Below are 17,554 nucleotides of genomic sequence, written 5' to 3'. Positions count from 1 at the left end.
TCATAAAATAGCAAGGAGAAAAAAGTATTGCTTAACTCACACATTCTTTTACTAAAATTGAAGTCCAACCCAGTTCCAAAAAAGCTTGTTATTTCTTATGGGAAATTTGAATCAAATGATTTTAAATTTCCTATCGCTTTTCTTAGCGAACGCGAACAACATATTTGTAATAGTTATCGTAATCTCAAAAGAAAAATGACCTATCAAATAGGTAGATATGCAGCAAAAACTGCTGTTTCTCTCTTGTTGAATGAATCAAATCTTCAAAAATTAGAAATTCTAGTTGGTTGTTTCTCTCAGCCTATTATTCAGTATGAAAAATTCAGCATGCAGGGAGTCTCGCTGTCCCATACAAAAAATGCAACAATCGCACTGGCATTTCCAGCATCAATTTGTGCCGGTGTAGATATAGAACTGGTTTCAAAGCAAAAAGAAAATACCCTTTACTCAAACATAGAAAATCATGAAAAAAATATTGTTGACCAATTAGATAAGCAAAACCAAAGATTACAATATAGTGTTTTATTATGGACAATAAAAGAAAGTCTGTCTAAAGCAGTACTAACTGGTTTAACACTGCCATTATCATTTTTTTCAGTAAAGTCCGTTACCTGTCATAAAAATATTTGGGTTTCTGAATTTGTTCATTTCAAAAACTTTAAATGTCTATCTTTTTTTTCTGATCAACATTGGATTTCACTTACTTTACCAGCTTATTTAATTGAGCAAATACAAGAAAGCACGCAGCATAAAGTAGAACTACTTGCCTTTTGGGATTTAGAAATTAACGGAACCGATAATGATATTCATAAATAATGACATAAGCCGTTTTGTTGGGATCATTCCATCTTTCAGGTTAAGTGCCTAATAACATAATAACCATAATCAAAACCACCCGTGTGAACGGGTGGTTTGTTCTGCGGCTGTAATCCACTATTACCGGTCTAAGCCTAAAAGGCTTACCGAAAAAGTTCCCTTCCGCACCACATTTACTTACAGCTCATTAATGGAGCTATTTCATTTTTTATAATTTTTTGTCCTGTGAACGGATCTACTTCTTCAAACACCGTTAGCTGAGCAGCTACGTAATCTTCACGAAGTTGATTACGAATATATTCTTCTATCTACTTTTTATTTATTCCTACTGTATCCACGTAGTAACCGCGACACCAGAATTTTCTATTTCCATAACGATATTTTACTATGCCTATCAAATATAATTAAGCTACCTTTTCCTTTTAAATCCCAATGAATTGAGAGACACTTAATTTCGGAGAAATGCATACTAGCATATGAATATGATCCATACATGTTAACAATTTGGAAGGCTTTTTAATCCCTCGCTAGAAGCTATCCTGAGAGCTTGGGACAAAAAGCATTTTGGATTTTTGTCCCAGGCTTAAAAATTGATAAACTGCGGGAGCAGAAGCAACACTACGCATTGCTTCGATCTCAACAACTTCTAAGGTGTTTTCTCGACATGCGTCTCGTCACAGTACAGCCTTCAAAAAAGCTACAGCTCTAAGAGTTGCGATGTTTCACTGTGAAGCATGAACAGATGAAATCATCGTACCTACTTGGTGAAGGTCCTTCGGAACTTACAAGGATAAAACTGTGACGAGCCTTTGGCGAGAAAACAATAAGCCGAAATTGACTTTCTCACACAAGCGTTCGGTGTATCTTAATCCTTCCAAGTGTTGAAAATCACGAAGAACGTAGTGTTTCGATGATGAATAATACCTACCTGGTCTCCAAACATTATAGAACACCGGGTCCTTCAATTCTAACATGTTCCATGCGTAGAAATTGATACGAACGAAACGTAATGTAGTGTATCATGCAACATCAACTCGTTCCTCGTTGTGTTGTATGACAATTTTCGGAAATTCCTTCTTATTGGCTTTCTCATGTGAGCATTCGTCGCAATTTAGCCTTCTTAAGTGCTGAGAAACACTATTTAGCAAATAAATGACATCTGCGATTACTCGATGTATTTGAGCCTTTAGGAGTGTTGAACAGTACCTACATGGTTCGCGGAGTTAAATACTTCTGTACCGACCTCTTTCAATCTATACAAAAAAATCCAGAGGATTTTCTCCTCTGGTCTCGACAGGATTCTACAATTTCTCTTTACCAACATTATTTGACAAAGCGCAAAAAAAGAGAACGCGTACTCCGTCTTCGAAACGTCCTAAGACGCCGACAGAATACCGTTCTCGTGGGTTTGGCACCCAATGGGGGCATAGGGATTCGAACCCTAGACCCTCTGATTAAGAGTCAGATGCTCTAACCAACTGAGCTATGCCCCCGTTGTATAAAATGGCTTTTCAGCTACCTCAATATTGTAGCACTCCGCTATTATTTATACAAGAGGGAATTTTTTTCAGTTGTTATTCTTGTGAAGATTGTTCTTTTTTTACAGGACAAGCTGTTTGACAATCTTCACAACTTTCCCCTTTTTTGATTCGTCGATAGGTGATGATTCCTGCTGTTCCAAAAATTAAAATGGATAAAATAATTGTTGCCATCCGTTATTACCCTCTTTCTAAAGAAGTGATTGCTTGGACACTTTCTTTGCCTGGCTTTGGTTTTCTTATAAGGAAATAAAATCCAGCTAAAACAACACCCATCGCTAAAAAAGTCCCCAGAGTTAGTGTGCCTTTTTCGACTAACACATGGCCCAATTGATAAATCACAAAACTAACCATATAAGCCAAACCGCATTGATAACCAATGGCTCCTAATGTCCATTTGAGGTCTCCCATTTCACGACGAATTGCGCCAATTGCAGCAAAACAAGGTGCACATAATAAGTTAAAAGTTAAGAACGAATAGGCCGCGACTGGCGTAAAGGTGTGTTGCAGTGCGCCCCAGACTTCTACCCCGTTTTCAGAAACATCTTTCACATTGCCAAATAAAATGCCTAAGGTACCAATAATATTTTCTTTCGCTATCAATCCTGTAATTGTGGCAACTGCCCCTTGCCAATTACCCCAACCTAATGGGATAAATAGCACCGCCAACCCTTTACCTAGAAATGCTAGAATACTTTGACTTTCTGGAACGGGTTGAAACGTCACAGAATAATGGGACATGAACCAAATGAGAATACTGGAAACAAAAATAATCGTACCTGCTTTTTTTACAAATGAGCGACATCGTTCATAGGCATGCCGAACCACACTTCTAAGCTGTGGCAAATGATAGGCGGGAAGTTCCATAATAAATGGTGCTGGATCTCCCGAAAAATGCTTGGTCTTTTTTAAAGCAATTCCTGATAACACAATGGAAGCAACCCCTAAGAAATAAGCAGAGGGCGAGACCCAACTTTGGTTAGGAAAAAATGCACCTGCAATCAGAGCGATAATAGGCAACTTCGCCGAACATGGCATAAAAGTCGTGACCATAATAGTCATTCGCCGATCGCGTTCGTTTTCAATCGTTCGACTAGCCATCACGCCTGGGACCCCACAACCTGTCGCAATTAACATCGGAATAAACGACTTACCAGATAGGCCGAATTTCCGAAACAAGCGATCCATGACAAAGGCAATCCGTGCCATATAGCCACAATCTTCTAAAAAACCTAAACATAAAAACAGGACGGCCAGTTGTGGTAAAAAGCCTAACACAGCCCCAACCCCTGCAATGATCCCATCTAAAATTAAACTTTGCATCCATGGCGCTACTTGCCATTGCGCCAACCAATTTCCTACAAATTGAGGAACCCATTCCCCAAAAAAGACATCATTTAACCAGTCTGTCCCCATTGTACCAACCGTTTGAATAGACAAGTAATAGACCAACCACATCACAAACGCAAAGATTGGCAACGCCAACCACCGATTGGTTACCACTCGGTCAATCTTATCACTGTGAGTAAATGTCATTTCTGTTTTTTTCGTCGCACACAAAGCAATTAATCGAGCAATAAAGGCATAGCGTTCATTGATGATAATCGCTTCACTTTCATCTTGAAAGATTTTTTCAGTAATTTGAATGACTTCTTCAATTTCTTTTTCTTGAAAAGAACTCAATAATAATTGCTCTTTGGTTCGAACATCTCGTTCAAAAAGTTTTAAACTATACCAACGCTGTTGCGTTTCAGGAACAGTATTCCCTAAAATATCAACAATTTCAGCAAGTGCTGCTTCTAAGCGATTATCATAAGAAGGATAAATAACCTCTGTCTCTATGGCATTCGCTCGCTGCTTACTTTGTTTTAAAGCATGATCCAACCCACGATTCTTCAAAGCACTAATCTCAACGACAGGCACGCCTAAGCCATAACTTAACTTTTCACTATTCAATGTTTGGCCGTTTTTTTCCAACAAATCCATCATGTTTAACGCACAAACAACCGGTAATCCGGTTTCAATTAATTGTGTTGTTAAATAAAGATTCCGTTCCAAATTGGTCACATCGAGAATATTCAAAATCACTGAAGGTTGGTCCTCCAAAAGATAATCTCGTGCCACAATTTCTTCAGGCGTATAAGGAGAAAGAGAGTAAATCCCTGGCAAATCTTGAATAATGAGTGTCTTATCTTTCTTTGCCACCCCCTCTTTGCGTTCCACAGTCACCCCTGGCCAGTTTCCAACATATTGGTTGGCTCCTGTTAACATATTGAACGTTGTCGTTTTACCGCTATTAGGGTTGCCGGCTAGTGCAATTTGCTGAGTCATTCGCTTTCCTCCTTTTCAACCAAGATTAGTTCCGCTTCACTTTTTCGTAACGTTAGTTCGTAACCACGTACATTGATTTCAATTGGATCGGCTAAAGGAGCCACTTTGCGAATAAAAATTACTGTTCCTTTTGTTAAGCCCATGTCCATCAACCGACGTTTCACCGCTCCTTGTCCGTGGATACCTACTATTGTAGCGCGTTCTCCAACTTTCAAGGTATCTAAGGAGACCCAAACTTTCTCATTCGCCGAGCGCTCCTTCACATGAATCGCTTGTAAAATCGTATCTGTCAGCGCAATTCGACTATTATGTAATAAAACAATACCATTTTGATTCTGATAATTGACAAGGACAACTGCTTGGCCTGCAACGACACCTAAATTGTTCAGATGTTTCTTTGTCTGAACATCTGCTTGGACGCTTTCGACTGTATAGACTTTCCCAACTTCTGCCTGCGCTAACGTAATCATTTACTTTCCTCCATGTGAAAAAGTTTCAAACGAAAATGAGAATCGTTCTCAATTAAAAGAATACGCTTGCTTACACGGAAAGTCAATGAATTTCTGGATGTATCTCCTGTTTTCTTCTATTTTCCTTCTATATAGAGACACTTTTTTCAGGTTACCATTTTTGAAAAAAAGTCAGCACTTGTTTTTTATGTTACTAGCTACTGTAAAATTCCACTCATTCAATAACAAATCCGCTTATTTTTTCTTCTTGTGCCTAACTCAAATGTCAACACAATATTTAGTGTTTTTTCACTAAATGTTCTCTTTCAAAATTTTAATTTTTTTGTTTGTCAAACACTGACCAATGTGTTTTTTCTCCCAAAAACGAGGATTCACGTGTTTTCATTTTTCTTTCAAAAACACAAAAACTAGTATTATGAGAAAAACGCACCACAATATATAGTGTTAAAGTGTTGACTTTTTTCTACATAGATTTATACTAGTCTATGTAGAAAAAAAGAGGAGGAACTTTCAATGAACGTAAAAATCTTTTCAAAAAATAACTGTATCCAATGTAAAATGGCGAAACGTTTCCTAAGTGAAAATAACATCGCTTTTGAAGAAATCAATATCGACGCACAACCAGATGCTATCGACTGGTTAAAAGAACAAGGGTTCCAAAGCGTACCGGTAATCACATCTGAAGCAACAACCGTTGTTGGCTTCCGTCCAGACCAATTAAAACAATTGGCTAGCTAAGATGAAACTTGTTTATTTTTCAGTCACCGGTCAAACAAGGCGCTTTATTAAAAAATTGGATTTGCCTGCTTATGAACTTGAGCCAGCGAATCCTTTTTTTGAAATAAATGAGCCTTTTATTCTTGTCATTCCTACCTATGATGCAGAAATTACAGAGGTAGTGAATGACTTTCTTGATTATAAAAGTAACCAAGAACTGTTAGTTGGTGTAGCTGGTGGGGGCAACCGTAATTTTGCTGAATTATTTGTCTATACCGCCAAAGATATTGCCCGCGATTACCACGTTCCGCTTCTATACTCCTTTGAGTTTAGCGGAACAGACGAAGACGTGGAGACCTTTAAGAAAGTAGTGGAAGAAATTGAGTCTAAAAGAAATTAAAGATGTCAGCTATTTCAAACTGAATAACGAGATTAACCGTCCTGTTGATGGTCAAATCCCTTTAAATAAAGATAAAGAAGCACTCGCAGCCTTCTTTAAAGAAAATGTAGAACCGAATACACGTAAATTCAGCTCTGCTGAAGAAAAAATCAACTTTTTAATGAAAGAAGATTTTATTGAAACTGAATTCATCGAAAAATATTCAATGGACTTTATTGAAAAATTATATGCTTTCTTAGATGAACAACATTTCCAATTCAAGTCTTTCATGGCGGCTTATAAATTTTATTCTCAATACGCTTTAAAGAACAACGCCGGAACAGAGTATTTAGAAACATATGAAGATCGGGTTGCCTTTAATGCCTTGTATTTTGCGGATGGCGATGAAGAGTTGGCTTTAACATTGGCGGATGAAATGATCCATCAACGGTATCAACCAGCCACGCCTTCTTTCTTAAACGCTGGGCGTAAACGTCGAGGTGAATTGGTTTCTTGTTTCTTAGTTCAAGTAACAGATGATATGAACAGCATTGGGCGTTCAATTAATTCTGCCCTTCAATTATCACGAATCGGCGGCGGCGTAGGAATTACTCTTTCCAACTTACGTGAAGCGGGCGCACCAATCAAAGGTTATGATGGCGCAGCAAGTGGTGTTGTCCCTGTTATGAAATTATTTGAAGATAGCTTTAGCTACTCTAACCAACTAGGTCAACGTCAAGGTGCTGGTGTGGTTTATCTAAACGTCTTCCATCCAGATATTGAAATGTTCTTATCTGCTAAAAAAGAAAACGCTGATGAAAAAATCCGTGTAAAAACGTTGTCTCTTGGTGTTATTGTTCCAGATAAATTTTACGAATTAACACGTAACAACGAAGATATGTATTTATTTAGTCCTTATAGTGTGGAACGCGAATATGGTGTGCCTTATTCCTATGTAGATATCACCAAAGAATATGATAACCTAGTGGCCAATCCAAACATACGTAAACGTAAAATTAAAGCCCGTGACTTAGAAAATGAAATTTCTAAATTACAACAAGAATCTGGCTATCCTTATATCATCAATATTGATACAGCTAACAAAAACAATCCGATTGATGGCAAGATTATCATGAGTAACTTATGTTCTGAAATTCTTCAAGTTCAAACGCCTTCTGTTATTAATGGGAAACAAGAATATGAAGTTTTAGGAACAGATATTAGTTGTAACTTAGGTTCAACTAACATTGTTAATTTAATGGAAAGTCCTGACTTTGGAAAATCTGTCCGCGCTATGACGCGTGCGTTAACTTTTGTAACAGATGCTTCTGAAATTGATGTCGTGCCAACTATCCAAAATGGAAATCGTTTAAGCCATACAATCGGACTAGGCGCAATGGGCTTACACACCTTCTTCGCTAAAAATCATATGGAATACGGCTCTGAAGAATCATTAGACTTTACAGACATTTATTTCATGTTATTAAATTACTGGACTTTAATGGAAAGTAATCAAATTGCGAAAGAACGTAACCAAGTCTTCCACAATTTTGAAAAATCAGATTATGCTTCTGGTGCTTACTTCGATAAGTATATTGAAGGCAACTTTACACCAAAATTTGATAAAGTGAAAGAAATTTTTAAAGACATTCAGATTCCAACGGCTGAAGATTGGGCTGCGTTACGCGATGCTGTGAAAAAAGATGGTCTTTATCATCAAAATCGTTTAGCCGTAGCGCCAAATGGTTCAATTTCATATATTAATGATACTAGTGCCAGCATTCATCCAATTACTCGCATGATTGAAGAACGTCAAGAGAAGAAAATTGGTAAGATTTACTATCCAGCGCCTTATTTAGCTAATGATAGAATCCCTTACTATACTTCTGCTTACGACATGGATATGCGCAAAGTGATTGATGTCTACGCAACAGCGCAACAACACGTTGATCAAGGAATGAGTTTAACCTTGTTTATGCGTTCAGAAATCCCTGAAGGCTTGTATGAATGGAAAGAAACACCAAAACAAACAACCCGTGACTTGAACATTTTACGTCATTATGCGTTCAACAAAGGGATTAAATCAATTTACTATATTCGTACATTTACAGATGATGCTGAAGAAATTGGCAGCAATCAATGTGAGTCTTGCGTGATTTAATGAAAAGCACTTAAATAAGGCGTTCTGCTTGAGCGTCTTATTTTTTAGGAATGTTCTCTTTTTAAACAGGACATTTTCAGATATACTGGACAAAGAAGAACGGCTGCACGCTCCTATTTGGACTCTGTAGAACGTTTTAAGCGAAGAAACGAGACAACTAGTCAAACAAGACTGCTGTCCCAGCATACAGGAGGAATAACCATGGCAACGTATTATGAAGCAATTAACTGGAACGCCATTGAAGACGTCATTGATAAATCCACTTGGGAAAAATTAACCGAACAATTTTGGTTAGATACACGGATTCCGTTATCCAATGACTTAGATGATTGGCGGACTCTTTCCGATTTAGAAAAAACTACTGTCGGCTACGTTTTCGGCGGTTTAACTTTATTAGATACTGTTCAATCAGAAAGCGGCATGGATCAACTGAGAAATGATGTGCGGACGCCCCATGAAGAAGCCGTCTTAAATAACATCCAATTCATGGAATCTGTCCATGCCAAAAGTTATTCTTCTATCTTCAGTACATTAAATACAAAAAAAGAGATTGATGATATTTTTGAGTGGACAAATACCAACAAACATCTGCAATATAAAGCAGAACGGATTAACGAAATTTATAAAAACGGTACTCCGTTAGAGAAAAAAATTGCTAGTGTATTTTTAGAAACGTTTTTATTCTATTCTGGGTTTTACACTCCTCTTTACTATTTAGGAAACAATAAACTAGCGAACGTCGCTGAAATTATTAAATTGATTATCCGTGATGAATCAGTGCACGGCACGTATATTGGCTATAAATTCCAATTAGGATTTAATGAATTACCAGAAGATGAGCAAGATAAACTAAAAGACTGGATGTATAATTTACTTTACGAATTGTACGAAAACGAAGAACGTTATACAGAAGAATTATATGATGACTTAGGTTGGACCGAAGAAGTAAAAACCTTTTTACGTTACAACGCCAACAAAGCTTTAATGAACTTAGGTATGGATCCCTTATTTGCGGATACAGCCAATGATGTGAACCCGATTGTAATGAATGGTATTTCGACAGGAACTAGCAACCATGACTTCTTCTCCCAAGTAGGAAATGGCTATTTACTAGGAACAGTTGAAGCCATGAAAGATGATGACTATCTTTACGGTTTAGATAAATAGTAAAAAGCTAGAAACGATTAACGTTTCTAGCTTTTTATTTTACCAACTTCCTGAGGCACCGCCACCGCCGAATGAGCCGCCACCGAATGAACCACCACTGCCGCTACCAGAACTACTATGATTAGACGGATTGTATTGTGAGTTTAAATAAGCATACGTCAAAACACTACCATCATAACTATATAAAGTATCTCCTACTAATAAACGCCCAAAAGATTGTTTTTTTGCATTTGGATATATACTTAGTAAAGAACCACGCTTAGTGGCACGTCTTATTTTCCCTTTTGTGGCAAATAACGTTGCTCCATTAAGATATAAACAATAAAAAGAAGTCTTTTTCATCTTATTTAATACTTTCTTTGTCTGTTCTGAGTTATTTAGGACAGCCTTTGTTGGTAAACAATTCAAATAATCTTGATACATTTTTTTAACAAGTTTTCTTGTTCTTAAAATTTGTAAAATATAAACAGCACAAATGAGCATCCCAGCAATACTTGCCATTAAAAGAACATTTCTTTTCGTTGTGTTAGTGTTTAACTCTGCTTGTATATTTGTTAATTCATTATCCACTTGTGCGGTTTTTGAATTGATTGAAGCCGATACTTGATCAATAATTTTATTGATACCTGTATTATAATCCTCGTCTCTAAAAGCCTCTTTTACTTCTTCATTATTAATAATATCATCCGCATAGCTATCCGTTAAAATACTCTCTAAGCCATATCCAACTTCCAAGCGAGACTCGCGATCCTCAATTGCCATTAGAAAAACCACACCATTATTTTTTTCACGATCCCCTACACCTAATTGATTAGCAATCTTATTGCTGTAAGATTCAACAGATTCCCCACTAGGTAACGCAGGAACGGTAATAAGCATAAATTGTGCGCCATTCGCATTTTCCAACAATTGTTGATTCAATTGAAACATTTTCTGTTTAAGTTGATTTGAGACAATACCTGCATTATCTGAAACATAGATATTAGCATCATTAATGTTCAACTGCCCATTCGTTCCAGTAATTGTCACTAATTCATTTTCACCAGTTATTTCTTGTTTAGAAAAGTTATTTATTGTTGTCTGGGTTGACGCTTCAGTCATTTTCCCTGCTAAGATATCGTCTCTCTTTTTTTGTAAGGCATGTTGCTTCTCTCTCAGTGCAGTTTGTTTTGCTTCATAGGAGATTCCCTTTCCTTCATACCAAGCAGCCATTCCTAATATTAAAATCATACTTAAACTAATTACCACAACAATCGTTGTATTCCGCTGATGCTTTTTATAAAACAAACGAACTTTTTCTTGAATTTTTTCGACTTTTTTATCCAACCTTCCTCACTTCTTTCTTTTTAACCCAAATTTTCTACAAATTTTTTATTTAAATTCCACTTGTGGTACTTCTTTTCCCTGCTCTGTCGCAACATAGTTAGTTTTCTTCTCAAATCCTAAAAGTTTTGCAATTATTTTATCAGGGAATTTTGAAATCTGTTGGTTATATGTTTCAACAGCTTGTATATAGTTACGGCGTTCAACAGAAATTCGATTTTCAGATCCTTCTAATTGAGTCATTAAGGTTTTGACATTTTCAGAAGAAGCTAACTTTGGGTAATCTTCATTCAATACTGTAACAAAATTACCTAATCCTTTTTCAATTTGCTCATTTGCTTGCCCTTTTTCAGAAGAAGATTTTGCTCCTGCGTATGCTTTACGTGCTTCCGTTATTTCTTTTAAAACTTCTTTTTCTTGAGTCATACTGCCTTGAACACTACTGACAAGATTAGGAATTAAATCAGCACGTCTTTGCATTACATTCTCTACTTGTGACCATTCTGCTTCGACTTTATTATCTAAAGTAATCAATTGATTATAAGCTTTCATCACAAATGCACCAATAATCACAACGACAACAACAATAATACTAAGAAATTTATTTTTTTTATTCATCTTACTTATCACCTTTCTTTCTAACTCGTAATACAATCATAACTCTTTTGTAATCTTTTTGAAATATTAAACTTAAAAAATCAGTCCTAGGTACTAGAAGAAAACCGCCATAAGCATTTTAACTTATAGCGGTTGTCATTAATTATAAATAGATGTTTCTACACATTAATCAATCGTAATTTTGTTACATTATTTGAAACAGATAGATCTTCGATAACATCGGCATACGTTAGGCCTTTAGGTAAATCAATAGTATAGATATTCGTATAGATTTTTGTATCATCTACCCAAGAAACATTGAAATTCACATCATAAATTTCAATATGTTTTTCTTCAAAATACTGATTAATAAATTCTTTGGTTTCTTGTTTATGTTGATAGCGAATTTCTAATTTTTTGATTGTTGGTACGTGAATAATTCGTTTGACAATGGTTAAGGCAAATAATACACCGATAAAACTTGTTAAGGCAATCGTATAGTAGCCCATGCCCACCGCGATCCCTAAACCAGCAACGGTCCATAGTGACGCTGCTGTCGTCAATCCTGTGACACTTTGTTTCGTTACAATGATGGTTCCAGCACCTAAAAAGCCGATTCCACTTACAACTTGTGCAATCAACCTTGCTTGATCTGAACGAATGACCCCCGTCAAAGCCGGATTAGCTAACGCATCTTTCAATGCATTGATTGCAATTTGCGACTGAATTAACGCAATAATAGCCGCGCCCATACAAACTAAAATGTGAGTGCGCATCCCTGCTGGGCGATTCTTATATTGTCTTTCAAAACCAATTGCGCCACCCATCACCATCGCTAGGACTAACCGTAAAATAATTTCTGGAATTGTTAGCTGTAACATCCTTTTCACCTCTTCTTCTATTACTTCCAGTATAACAAAAAAAGAACTTGAAACATAAGGAAATCCTTATGTTTCAAGTTCTTTTTCATCAACGATTATAATTTACTTGCAGCTGCATCATCAATGATTACAACAACATCTTGATGGTTTTGTAATGCACTTGCTGGCATGTCTGTTGTTACTGGTCCGTCAATCATTCCTTTAATGGCCTCTGCTTTTGCTTCGCCATAAGCCATTAAAATCATTTTTTTACCTTTCATGATTGAGCCAATCCCCATAGAAACAGCACGTGTTGGGACATCTTCTACTTTGTCAAAATAACGTTTGTTTGCGTTGATTGTTGATTCAGTCAACTCAACGACATGTGTTAAGCTATCTAGAGGTGTGCCTGGTTCGTTGAAACCAATGTGTCCATTTTGACCAATACCTAAGATTTGGATATCTACTGGATGTGCATCGATAATTTTTTCATATTCTGCGGAAGCAGCATCTAAATCTTCTGCTTTACCATTTGGTACAAATGTTTCTTTAAATGGTTTTTTGTCAAATAAGTGTTTGTTCATGAAATAACGGTAACTTTGCTCATCTTCGCCACCTAAACCAACATATTCATCTAAGTTTACAGAAGTCATTTCTGTAAAGTCAACATCACTTGCTGTCATTTCTTTATATAATGTTTCTGGTGTACTACCTGTTGCTAAGCCTAAAACTTTCGCACCATTGTTCATACCTTCTTTAATTAATTCAAACGCTTTTTTGCCGCCTTCTTCTGCATTTGCTACACGGATAATTTGCATTTTGACACGCTCCTTACGGTTTATTTTGGTATAGTCCAATTATAACACCTTCTGAAAAAAATTTCTAGAATAAAAGAAAAAAACTTCTATTTCCCATCAGAAATAGAAGTTTTTGAGTTTGTTTAACAGATTAATATTGTGGTGCGTTGGGATCCACATACGTATTTGGATCAGCATAAGCGTTTGGATCTGTGTACGCATTTGGGTCAACGTACGTATTCGGATCGTAGGCTCCTTCTGCTGCTTGTTGCGTATTGCCGTTGTATTCTGTTTGTCCGGCTGTGGTGTCCGCTGTGCTACTCGAACTAGTAGAGCTATTGGCACTTGAATCACCAGATTCACCAATCAGTGCAGTATCTGTAACAGCATAGCTAAACTGATTATAAAAGGCTAAATCTTTTTCACGTTCAGAAGCATGTTCTTTTAAACCAAGTTGTTTTCTAAGCGTTGTTTGTGTTTTGTATAAGCTATTTGGATCTAGGACTTGATAATAAATATCATCAATGGTTGCACTGTATCCTTGTAATTGTTCAGAGTCAATTGTTTTAAAGGCAGACAAATATTTTGATTGGATGTCCATCATGTCATCCCAAGTTAAGTCTGTTTTTACGTTGGCTTCAACAGCATCAAGAATTTTTCGATATTTTGAAACACCATCAAAACTCATGACTTTGCGCACAATTTTCTCAACAACTTCTCGTTGGCGGCGTTGACGACCCACATCTCCTTCAGGATCTTCGTGACGCATCCGCGCATAAGCCAAACCTGTCGTGCCATCTAACTTGATTTTACCTGCTGGAACAGTAATACCGTCCAACGTAAATTCACCAATCGTATTATCTACTTCAATACCGCCTACCGCATCAATCAGGTCTTTTAACCCTTTCATATTGATGGATACATAGTGATGGATGGGAATATCCAGTAATTCTTGGACTGTATTAATCGCCATTTCGGCGCCACCAAATGCATAGGCATGGTTCAATTTGTCTTGTGTGTCATTTCCAACAATATCTGTTAGAATATCTCTATCCAAACTGATCATTGTGGACTTGTTTTCTTTCGGGTTGATGGTTACAACCATTGTAGTATCTGAACGACCTTGCTCTGTTCGGCCTAAATCGCCTGTGTCAATCCCCATTAAAAGAACAGAGAATGGTTCTTGCGCATCAATATTGGCCGTAGCTCCTTTATTGGACTTACGGTTAACTGATTGATAGATCCCATTAATTGTTGAATTGGCATCTGAATACATCTTAATCCCGTAAGCACATACCCCAGCTACTACCACTAGCAAGACGCTCAAGAAGCCCAGTACTACTTTTTTCCATAGTTTCATAAGACACTTCCTCGTTTATCTAAGAATAATTCTTAATTCATGCCCTTTATTTTCTCATAGTTTGCTTATTCAAGCAATATTTTTTATTTTTTGGAACAAGAACTTAACACAATTGTAAAATAAAAGAGCGCTTTATCAAGGAACAATTGTTATTTTTGAGAAAGTGTTTGCAGAAATTCTTGATAATGTTTCTGTTCATTCGTTTCAGTGATAGTTATTTTCTCAAATGCACCATTTAGTAAATCAGTCAGTGATCCTTCAATCAAATGCGTAATCGTGGCATTCCCAATTAATTCCATCCAATAACTGCCATCTGACGTTTCGTGGACGACTGTTTTCACCATACCTCCAGCATTTTTGACGGTTATTTCTTCATAAAAAACACCATCTTTCAATAATGTATAAAGTAAACTACTTGCGCACATAGCTGTCCCACAAGCACTGGTAAAACCTACACCACGTTCATACGTTCGAACAAATAGTTGATTTTTGCCAAGAATTTCAACAAAACTCACATTTATCCCTTCTGGAAAATATGGATTTTCATTATTTACATAGGAAGCGATTCGTTCAAATTCTGGACCATTTAAGGTTTCGTGATCCACAAATGCTACAAGGTGCGGATTAGGCACTGCTACCGCTGTAAAGCGAATGGTGTTAGATAAGGCTGGTACGATTTCATCAATTAATGTTTGGACCCCTAAATGCATTGGGATAGTGACTGCTTCAAAACTTACTGGTGAAATTTCCACTTGGTAAGTCGCTACTTCTTCAGCTAAATTGGGGGCTTGACGTACTTTCAAATCTGCAAACATTGTTTCAACTGTAAATGATTTTTCTTGGTTTTTTTCAGCTAAATAACGGGCAACCGTACGCAAGCCGTTCCCGCACATGCTTGCTTCACTACCATCGCTGTTAATCACTCGCATTCTAGCATTGGACGTGCCATGAGTCCCTTCTCCTACCAAAAGTAACCCATCTGCTCCCGCCAATAATCCTGTTTCCCGCGAACATAACTGGATGCGCAATTGCTCAATTTCCTCAGCGGTTAAAGAACGCTCAAACTGTGTTTCATCCAATAATAAAAAGAAATCATTTTCTGACCCGTGTACTTTTTGCATCATAACATTCATTTTTTTAGCTCCTTCTTTATGTATCCGTTATCTTTCCCTACTTACTTTAGTATGCCATAAACGAACAACTATTTCGACCCTGGATTTGTAAAAGGAAAGAGTCAAATGACAGCCGTCATTTGACTCTTTCCTTCACAATTGGCAAACTTATTTTGCTGCAGCAAAAAGTTCGTTTACTTTATCCCAGTTAACAACGTTCCAGAATGCTTCAATGTAATCTGGACGAACGTTTTTATATTTTAAGTAATACGCATGTTCCCAAACGTCAAGACCTAAAACAGGTGTTTGGCCATCCATTAATGGTGAATCTTGGTTTGGTGTTGAAGTGATTTCTAATTTACCGTTATTCACAACTAACCAAGCCCAACCTGAACCAAAGCGGCCAGTTGCAGCTGTTTTGAAAGCAGCTTTCATTTCATCAAAGCTACCAAATGTTTCATCGATTGCTTCTTTAATAGCGCCAGTTGGTTGTCCACCAGCATTTGGTGCCATAATTTCCCAGAAGAATGTATGGTTTGCGTGACCGCCACCATTGTTACGAACGGCTGTGCGGATATCTTCAGGAATAGCATTCATATCTGAAATTAAGTCTTCTACAGATTTTTCGCCTAATTCTGGATGTTTTTCAATCGCTGCGTTTAAGTTAGTCACATAAGTGTTGTGGTGTTTATCATGGTGTAAGTGCATTGTTTCCACGTCAATGTAAGGTTCTAATGCATCATAAGCATATGGTAATTCTGGTAATGTGTAAGTCATTTTTTAAATCCCCCTATTTTTTAGTATGTAACATACGTCTTTCATACAACTATTATGATAACAGAGTGAACCGCTTTCTACAAAATAGTTTGCTTGCCAAAAGAAAAGTTTTACAAAAGAGGGAGATTACCTTGTGTTTCCCTCATAAATTCGCTAGAATGACCTGTAGAAGAATGATGTGAGGAGTAAATAAATGAATACATTGCAATTATTTAAGCAGGCCTTTTTTTCAGTTTCAGAATTACGGCATGCGAAAAAAATGGCGTTTTGGAAAGTAATTCTCTATGCTGTTTTTTTAAGCGCTATTTTAGCACTACCTATTACCAAACAAGTCTTTTCTGTGCTACAAGAGGTGCAACAAGATGGCCAAAAAATTGCAGAAAAGTTGCCTGACTTTTCTATTGAAAATGGTACGTTGCAAACAAAGGCCAAAGAATCTGGCTTTATTTATCAAACCGACTCGATTATTTTTACGTTTGATCCAGATGGAAAACGTACAGCCGCTGATGTCCAAAAGGATTTAATTGGTAATGCGTTTGGTTTGGCTTTTTTACAAGATGAATTTGTAGTCGCCTTACCGAATTCAGGAGCAACTGAATCAATTCTAGGCACCGACCAATTTATCTTCCCCTATAGTAAAGGAACCTTAGATGGCGTTAACGCTCAGAGTATCAAGACTGCGCTAAGTGAAGCAGCAATCCCTTGGTGGACAAAACTCATTGTCTTTTTAGTGGCTATCTACCCTGTTCTAATCGGTTTAGTTTTAGACTTACTGATTGCCGCTATCGGTGCATCTCTCTATTCAAAATTACGTTTTTATTCTTTACGTTTGATTGATTGTTTAAAAATTATTACGTATTGTGCTACCGTGCCAGTTATCTTAAGTGCTATTTTAAACTTCGTAAATCCGATGTTTAACGATGGCATCCTAGTTATTTTACTGAGTCTATTCTTTTTCTTTGTCACAACCAAAAACGAACCACGGAATATCCCTGGTTCTTAAAAAAAGAGCCTGGGACAAAAATCACTTTGGATTTTTGTTCCAGGCTCAAAACCTGATAAACGGCGGGAACAGAACCAACTCCTTCGGAAATAAGCCGAAATTCTCCAAAAATTAAAAAGCAATTTTCGGAAATTCCTTCTTATTTC

The 17,554-nt window shown here is 36.9% G+C and carries 16 protein-coding genes, 1 tRNA gene and 1 pseudogene; 6 read left to right on the top strand and 12 right to left on the bottom strand.

Features of this window, described 5'->3' with window-relative positions:
- Nucleotides 1-57 precede the first annotated feature (57 nt).
- Nucleotides 58-816, top strand: coding sequence for a 4'-phosphopantetheinyl transferase family protein (locus tag IGJ90_RS01905; RefSeq protein WP_126268220.1), 759 nt, complete (start codon nt 58-60; stop codon nt 814-816).
- A 173-nt stretch (nt 817-989) separates the two neighbouring features.
- On the opposite strand, the pseudogene tnpA reads toward IGJ90_RS01905, so the two are convergent.
- The 5 genes and pseudogenes from tnpA to IGJ90_RS01880 form a co-directional block, all read right to left on the bottom strand.
- Nucleotides 990-1,310: pseudogene (gene tnpA, locus IGJ90_RS01900) on the bottom strand (IS200/IS605 family transposase); the annotation flags it as partial.
- A gap of 925 nt (nt 1,311-2,235) precedes the next feature.
- A tRNA-Lys gene (locus IGJ90_RS01895) sits at nt 2,236-2,309 on the bottom strand.
- 81 nt (nt 2,310-2,390) lie between these two features.
- Nucleotides 2,391-2,528, bottom strand: a complete 138-nt coding sequence (locus IGJ90_RS01890; protein ID WP_002355364.1) for a hypothetical protein — start codon at nt 2,526-2,528, stop codon at nt 2,391-2,393.
- A 6-nt stretch (nt 2,529-2,534) separates the two neighbouring features.
- Nucleotides 2,535-4,685 carry a ferrous iron transport protein B gene (feoB, locus tag IGJ90_RS01885; RefSeq protein WP_002355363.1) on the bottom strand — a complete coding sequence of 717 codons (2,151 nt, stop codon included), beginning with the start codon at nt 4,683-4,685 and terminating at the stop codon, nt 2,535-2,537.
- Entirely contained in the window at nt 4,682-5,155 is a 474-nt protein-coding gene (locus IGJ90_RS01880; RefSeq protein WP_438767474.1) for a ferrous iron transport protein A, read from the bottom strand. The genes feoB and IGJ90_RS01880 overlap by 4 nt, the downstream gene beginning before the upstream one ends.
- Nucleotides 5,156-5,668: 513 nt before the next feature.
- Between IGJ90_RS01880 and IGJ90_RS01875 the strand changes: the two genes are divergently transcribed.
- The 4 genes from IGJ90_RS01875 (at nt 5,669) to nrdF (ending at nt 9,579) form a co-directional block, all read left to right on the top strand.
- Complete coding sequence (locus IGJ90_RS01875; protein ID WP_002355360.1) at nt 5,669-5,893, top strand: redoxin NrdH; 225 nt, start codon at nt 5,669-5,671, stop codon at nt 5,891-5,893.
- Between the two features lies 1 nt (nt 5,894).
- Entirely contained in the window at nt 5,895-6,272 is a 378-nt protein-coding gene (gene nrdI / locus IGJ90_RS01870; protein WP_002355359.1) for a class Ib ribonucleoside-diphosphate reductase assembly flavoprotein NrdI, read from the top strand.
- Nucleotides 6,253-8,412, top strand: a complete 2,160-nt coding sequence (gene nrdE / locus IGJ90_RS01865; protein WP_438767472.1) for a class 1b ribonucleoside-diphosphate reductase subunit alpha — start codon at nt 6,253-6,255, stop codon at nt 8,410-8,412. The genes nrdI and nrdE overlap by 20 nt, the downstream gene beginning before the upstream one ends.
- Nucleotides 8,413-8,613: 201 nt before the next feature.
- Nucleotides 8,614-9,579, top strand: a complete 966-nt coding sequence (nrdF, locus tag IGJ90_RS01860; RefSeq protein ID WP_002355357.1) for a class 1b ribonucleoside-diphosphate reductase subunit beta — start codon at nt 8,614-8,616, stop codon at nt 9,577-9,579.
- Between the two features lie 39 nt (nt 9,580-9,618).
- On the opposite strand, the gene IGJ90_RS01855 is transcribed toward nrdF, so the two are convergent.
- From IGJ90_RS01855 to IGJ90_RS01825, 7 genes are all read right to left on the bottom strand, one after another.
- Complete coding sequence (locus IGJ90_RS01855; RefSeq protein WP_025186539.1) at nt 9,619-10,905, bottom strand: TPM domain-containing protein; 1,287 nt, start codon at nt 10,903-10,905, stop codon at nt 9,619-9,621.
- 45 nt (nt 10,906-10,950) lie between these two features.
- Nucleotides 10,951-11,520 (bottom strand): LemA family protein, encoded by a 570-nt coding sequence (locus tag IGJ90_RS01850; RefSeq protein ID WP_002386098.1) that lies wholly within the window; start codon nt 11,518-11,520, stop codon nt 10,951-10,953.
- A gap of 158 nt (nt 11,521-11,678) precedes the next feature.
- The gene (locus IGJ90_RS01845) at nt 11,679-12,380 is read right to left on the bottom strand and encodes an MgtC/SapB family protein (RefSeq protein WP_002355354.1); all 702 of its coding nucleotides are present in this window, start codon (nt 12,378-12,380) and stop codon (nt 11,679-11,681) included.
- Between the two features lie 95 nt (nt 12,381-12,475).
- Nucleotides 12,476-13,177, bottom strand: coding sequence for a glucosamine-6-phosphate deaminase (nagB, locus tag IGJ90_RS01840; RefSeq protein WP_002355352.1), 702 nt, complete (start codon nt 13,175-13,177; stop codon nt 12,476-12,478).
- Between the two features lie 130 nt (nt 13,178-13,307).
- Entirely contained in the window at nt 13,308-14,516 is a 1,209-nt protein-coding gene (locus IGJ90_RS01835; protein ID WP_002390468.1) for an LCP family glycopolymer transferase, read from the bottom strand.
- Between the two features lie 149 nt (nt 14,517-14,665).
- Entirely contained in the window at nt 14,666-15,649 is a 984-nt protein-coding gene (gene dapF, locus IGJ90_RS01830; RefSeq protein ID WP_438767470.1) for a diaminopimelate epimerase, read from the bottom strand.
- Nucleotides 15,650-15,796: 147 nt separating this feature from the next.
- Nucleotides 15,797-16,405: a superoxide dismutase gene (locus IGJ90_RS01825; RefSeq protein WP_002361201.1), complete on the bottom strand. Its 609-nt coding sequence runs from the start codon at nt 16,403-16,405 to the stop codon at nt 15,797-15,799.
- A 193-nt stretch (nt 16,406-16,598) separates the two neighbouring features.
- Here IGJ90_RS01825 and IGJ90_RS01820 point away from each other — a divergent pair, with 193 nt between their 5' ends.
- Complete coding sequence (locus IGJ90_RS01820; RefSeq protein ID WP_002355344.1) at nt 16,599-17,408, top strand: DUF1189 domain-containing protein; 810 nt, start codon at nt 16,599-16,601, stop codon at nt 17,406-17,408.
- The last annotated feature ends 146 nt before the right edge of the window (nt 17,409-17,554 follow it).

It is taken from the genome of Enterococcus sp. AZ129 (assembly GCF_051714505.1).
Classification (GTDB): Bacteria; Bacillota; Bacilli; order Lactobacillales; family Enterococcaceae; genus Enterococcus; species Enterococcus faecalis.
The sequence above is the reverse complement of the archived record's forward strand: the minus strand, read 5'-3'. Positions and strand labels throughout refer to the sequence as shown.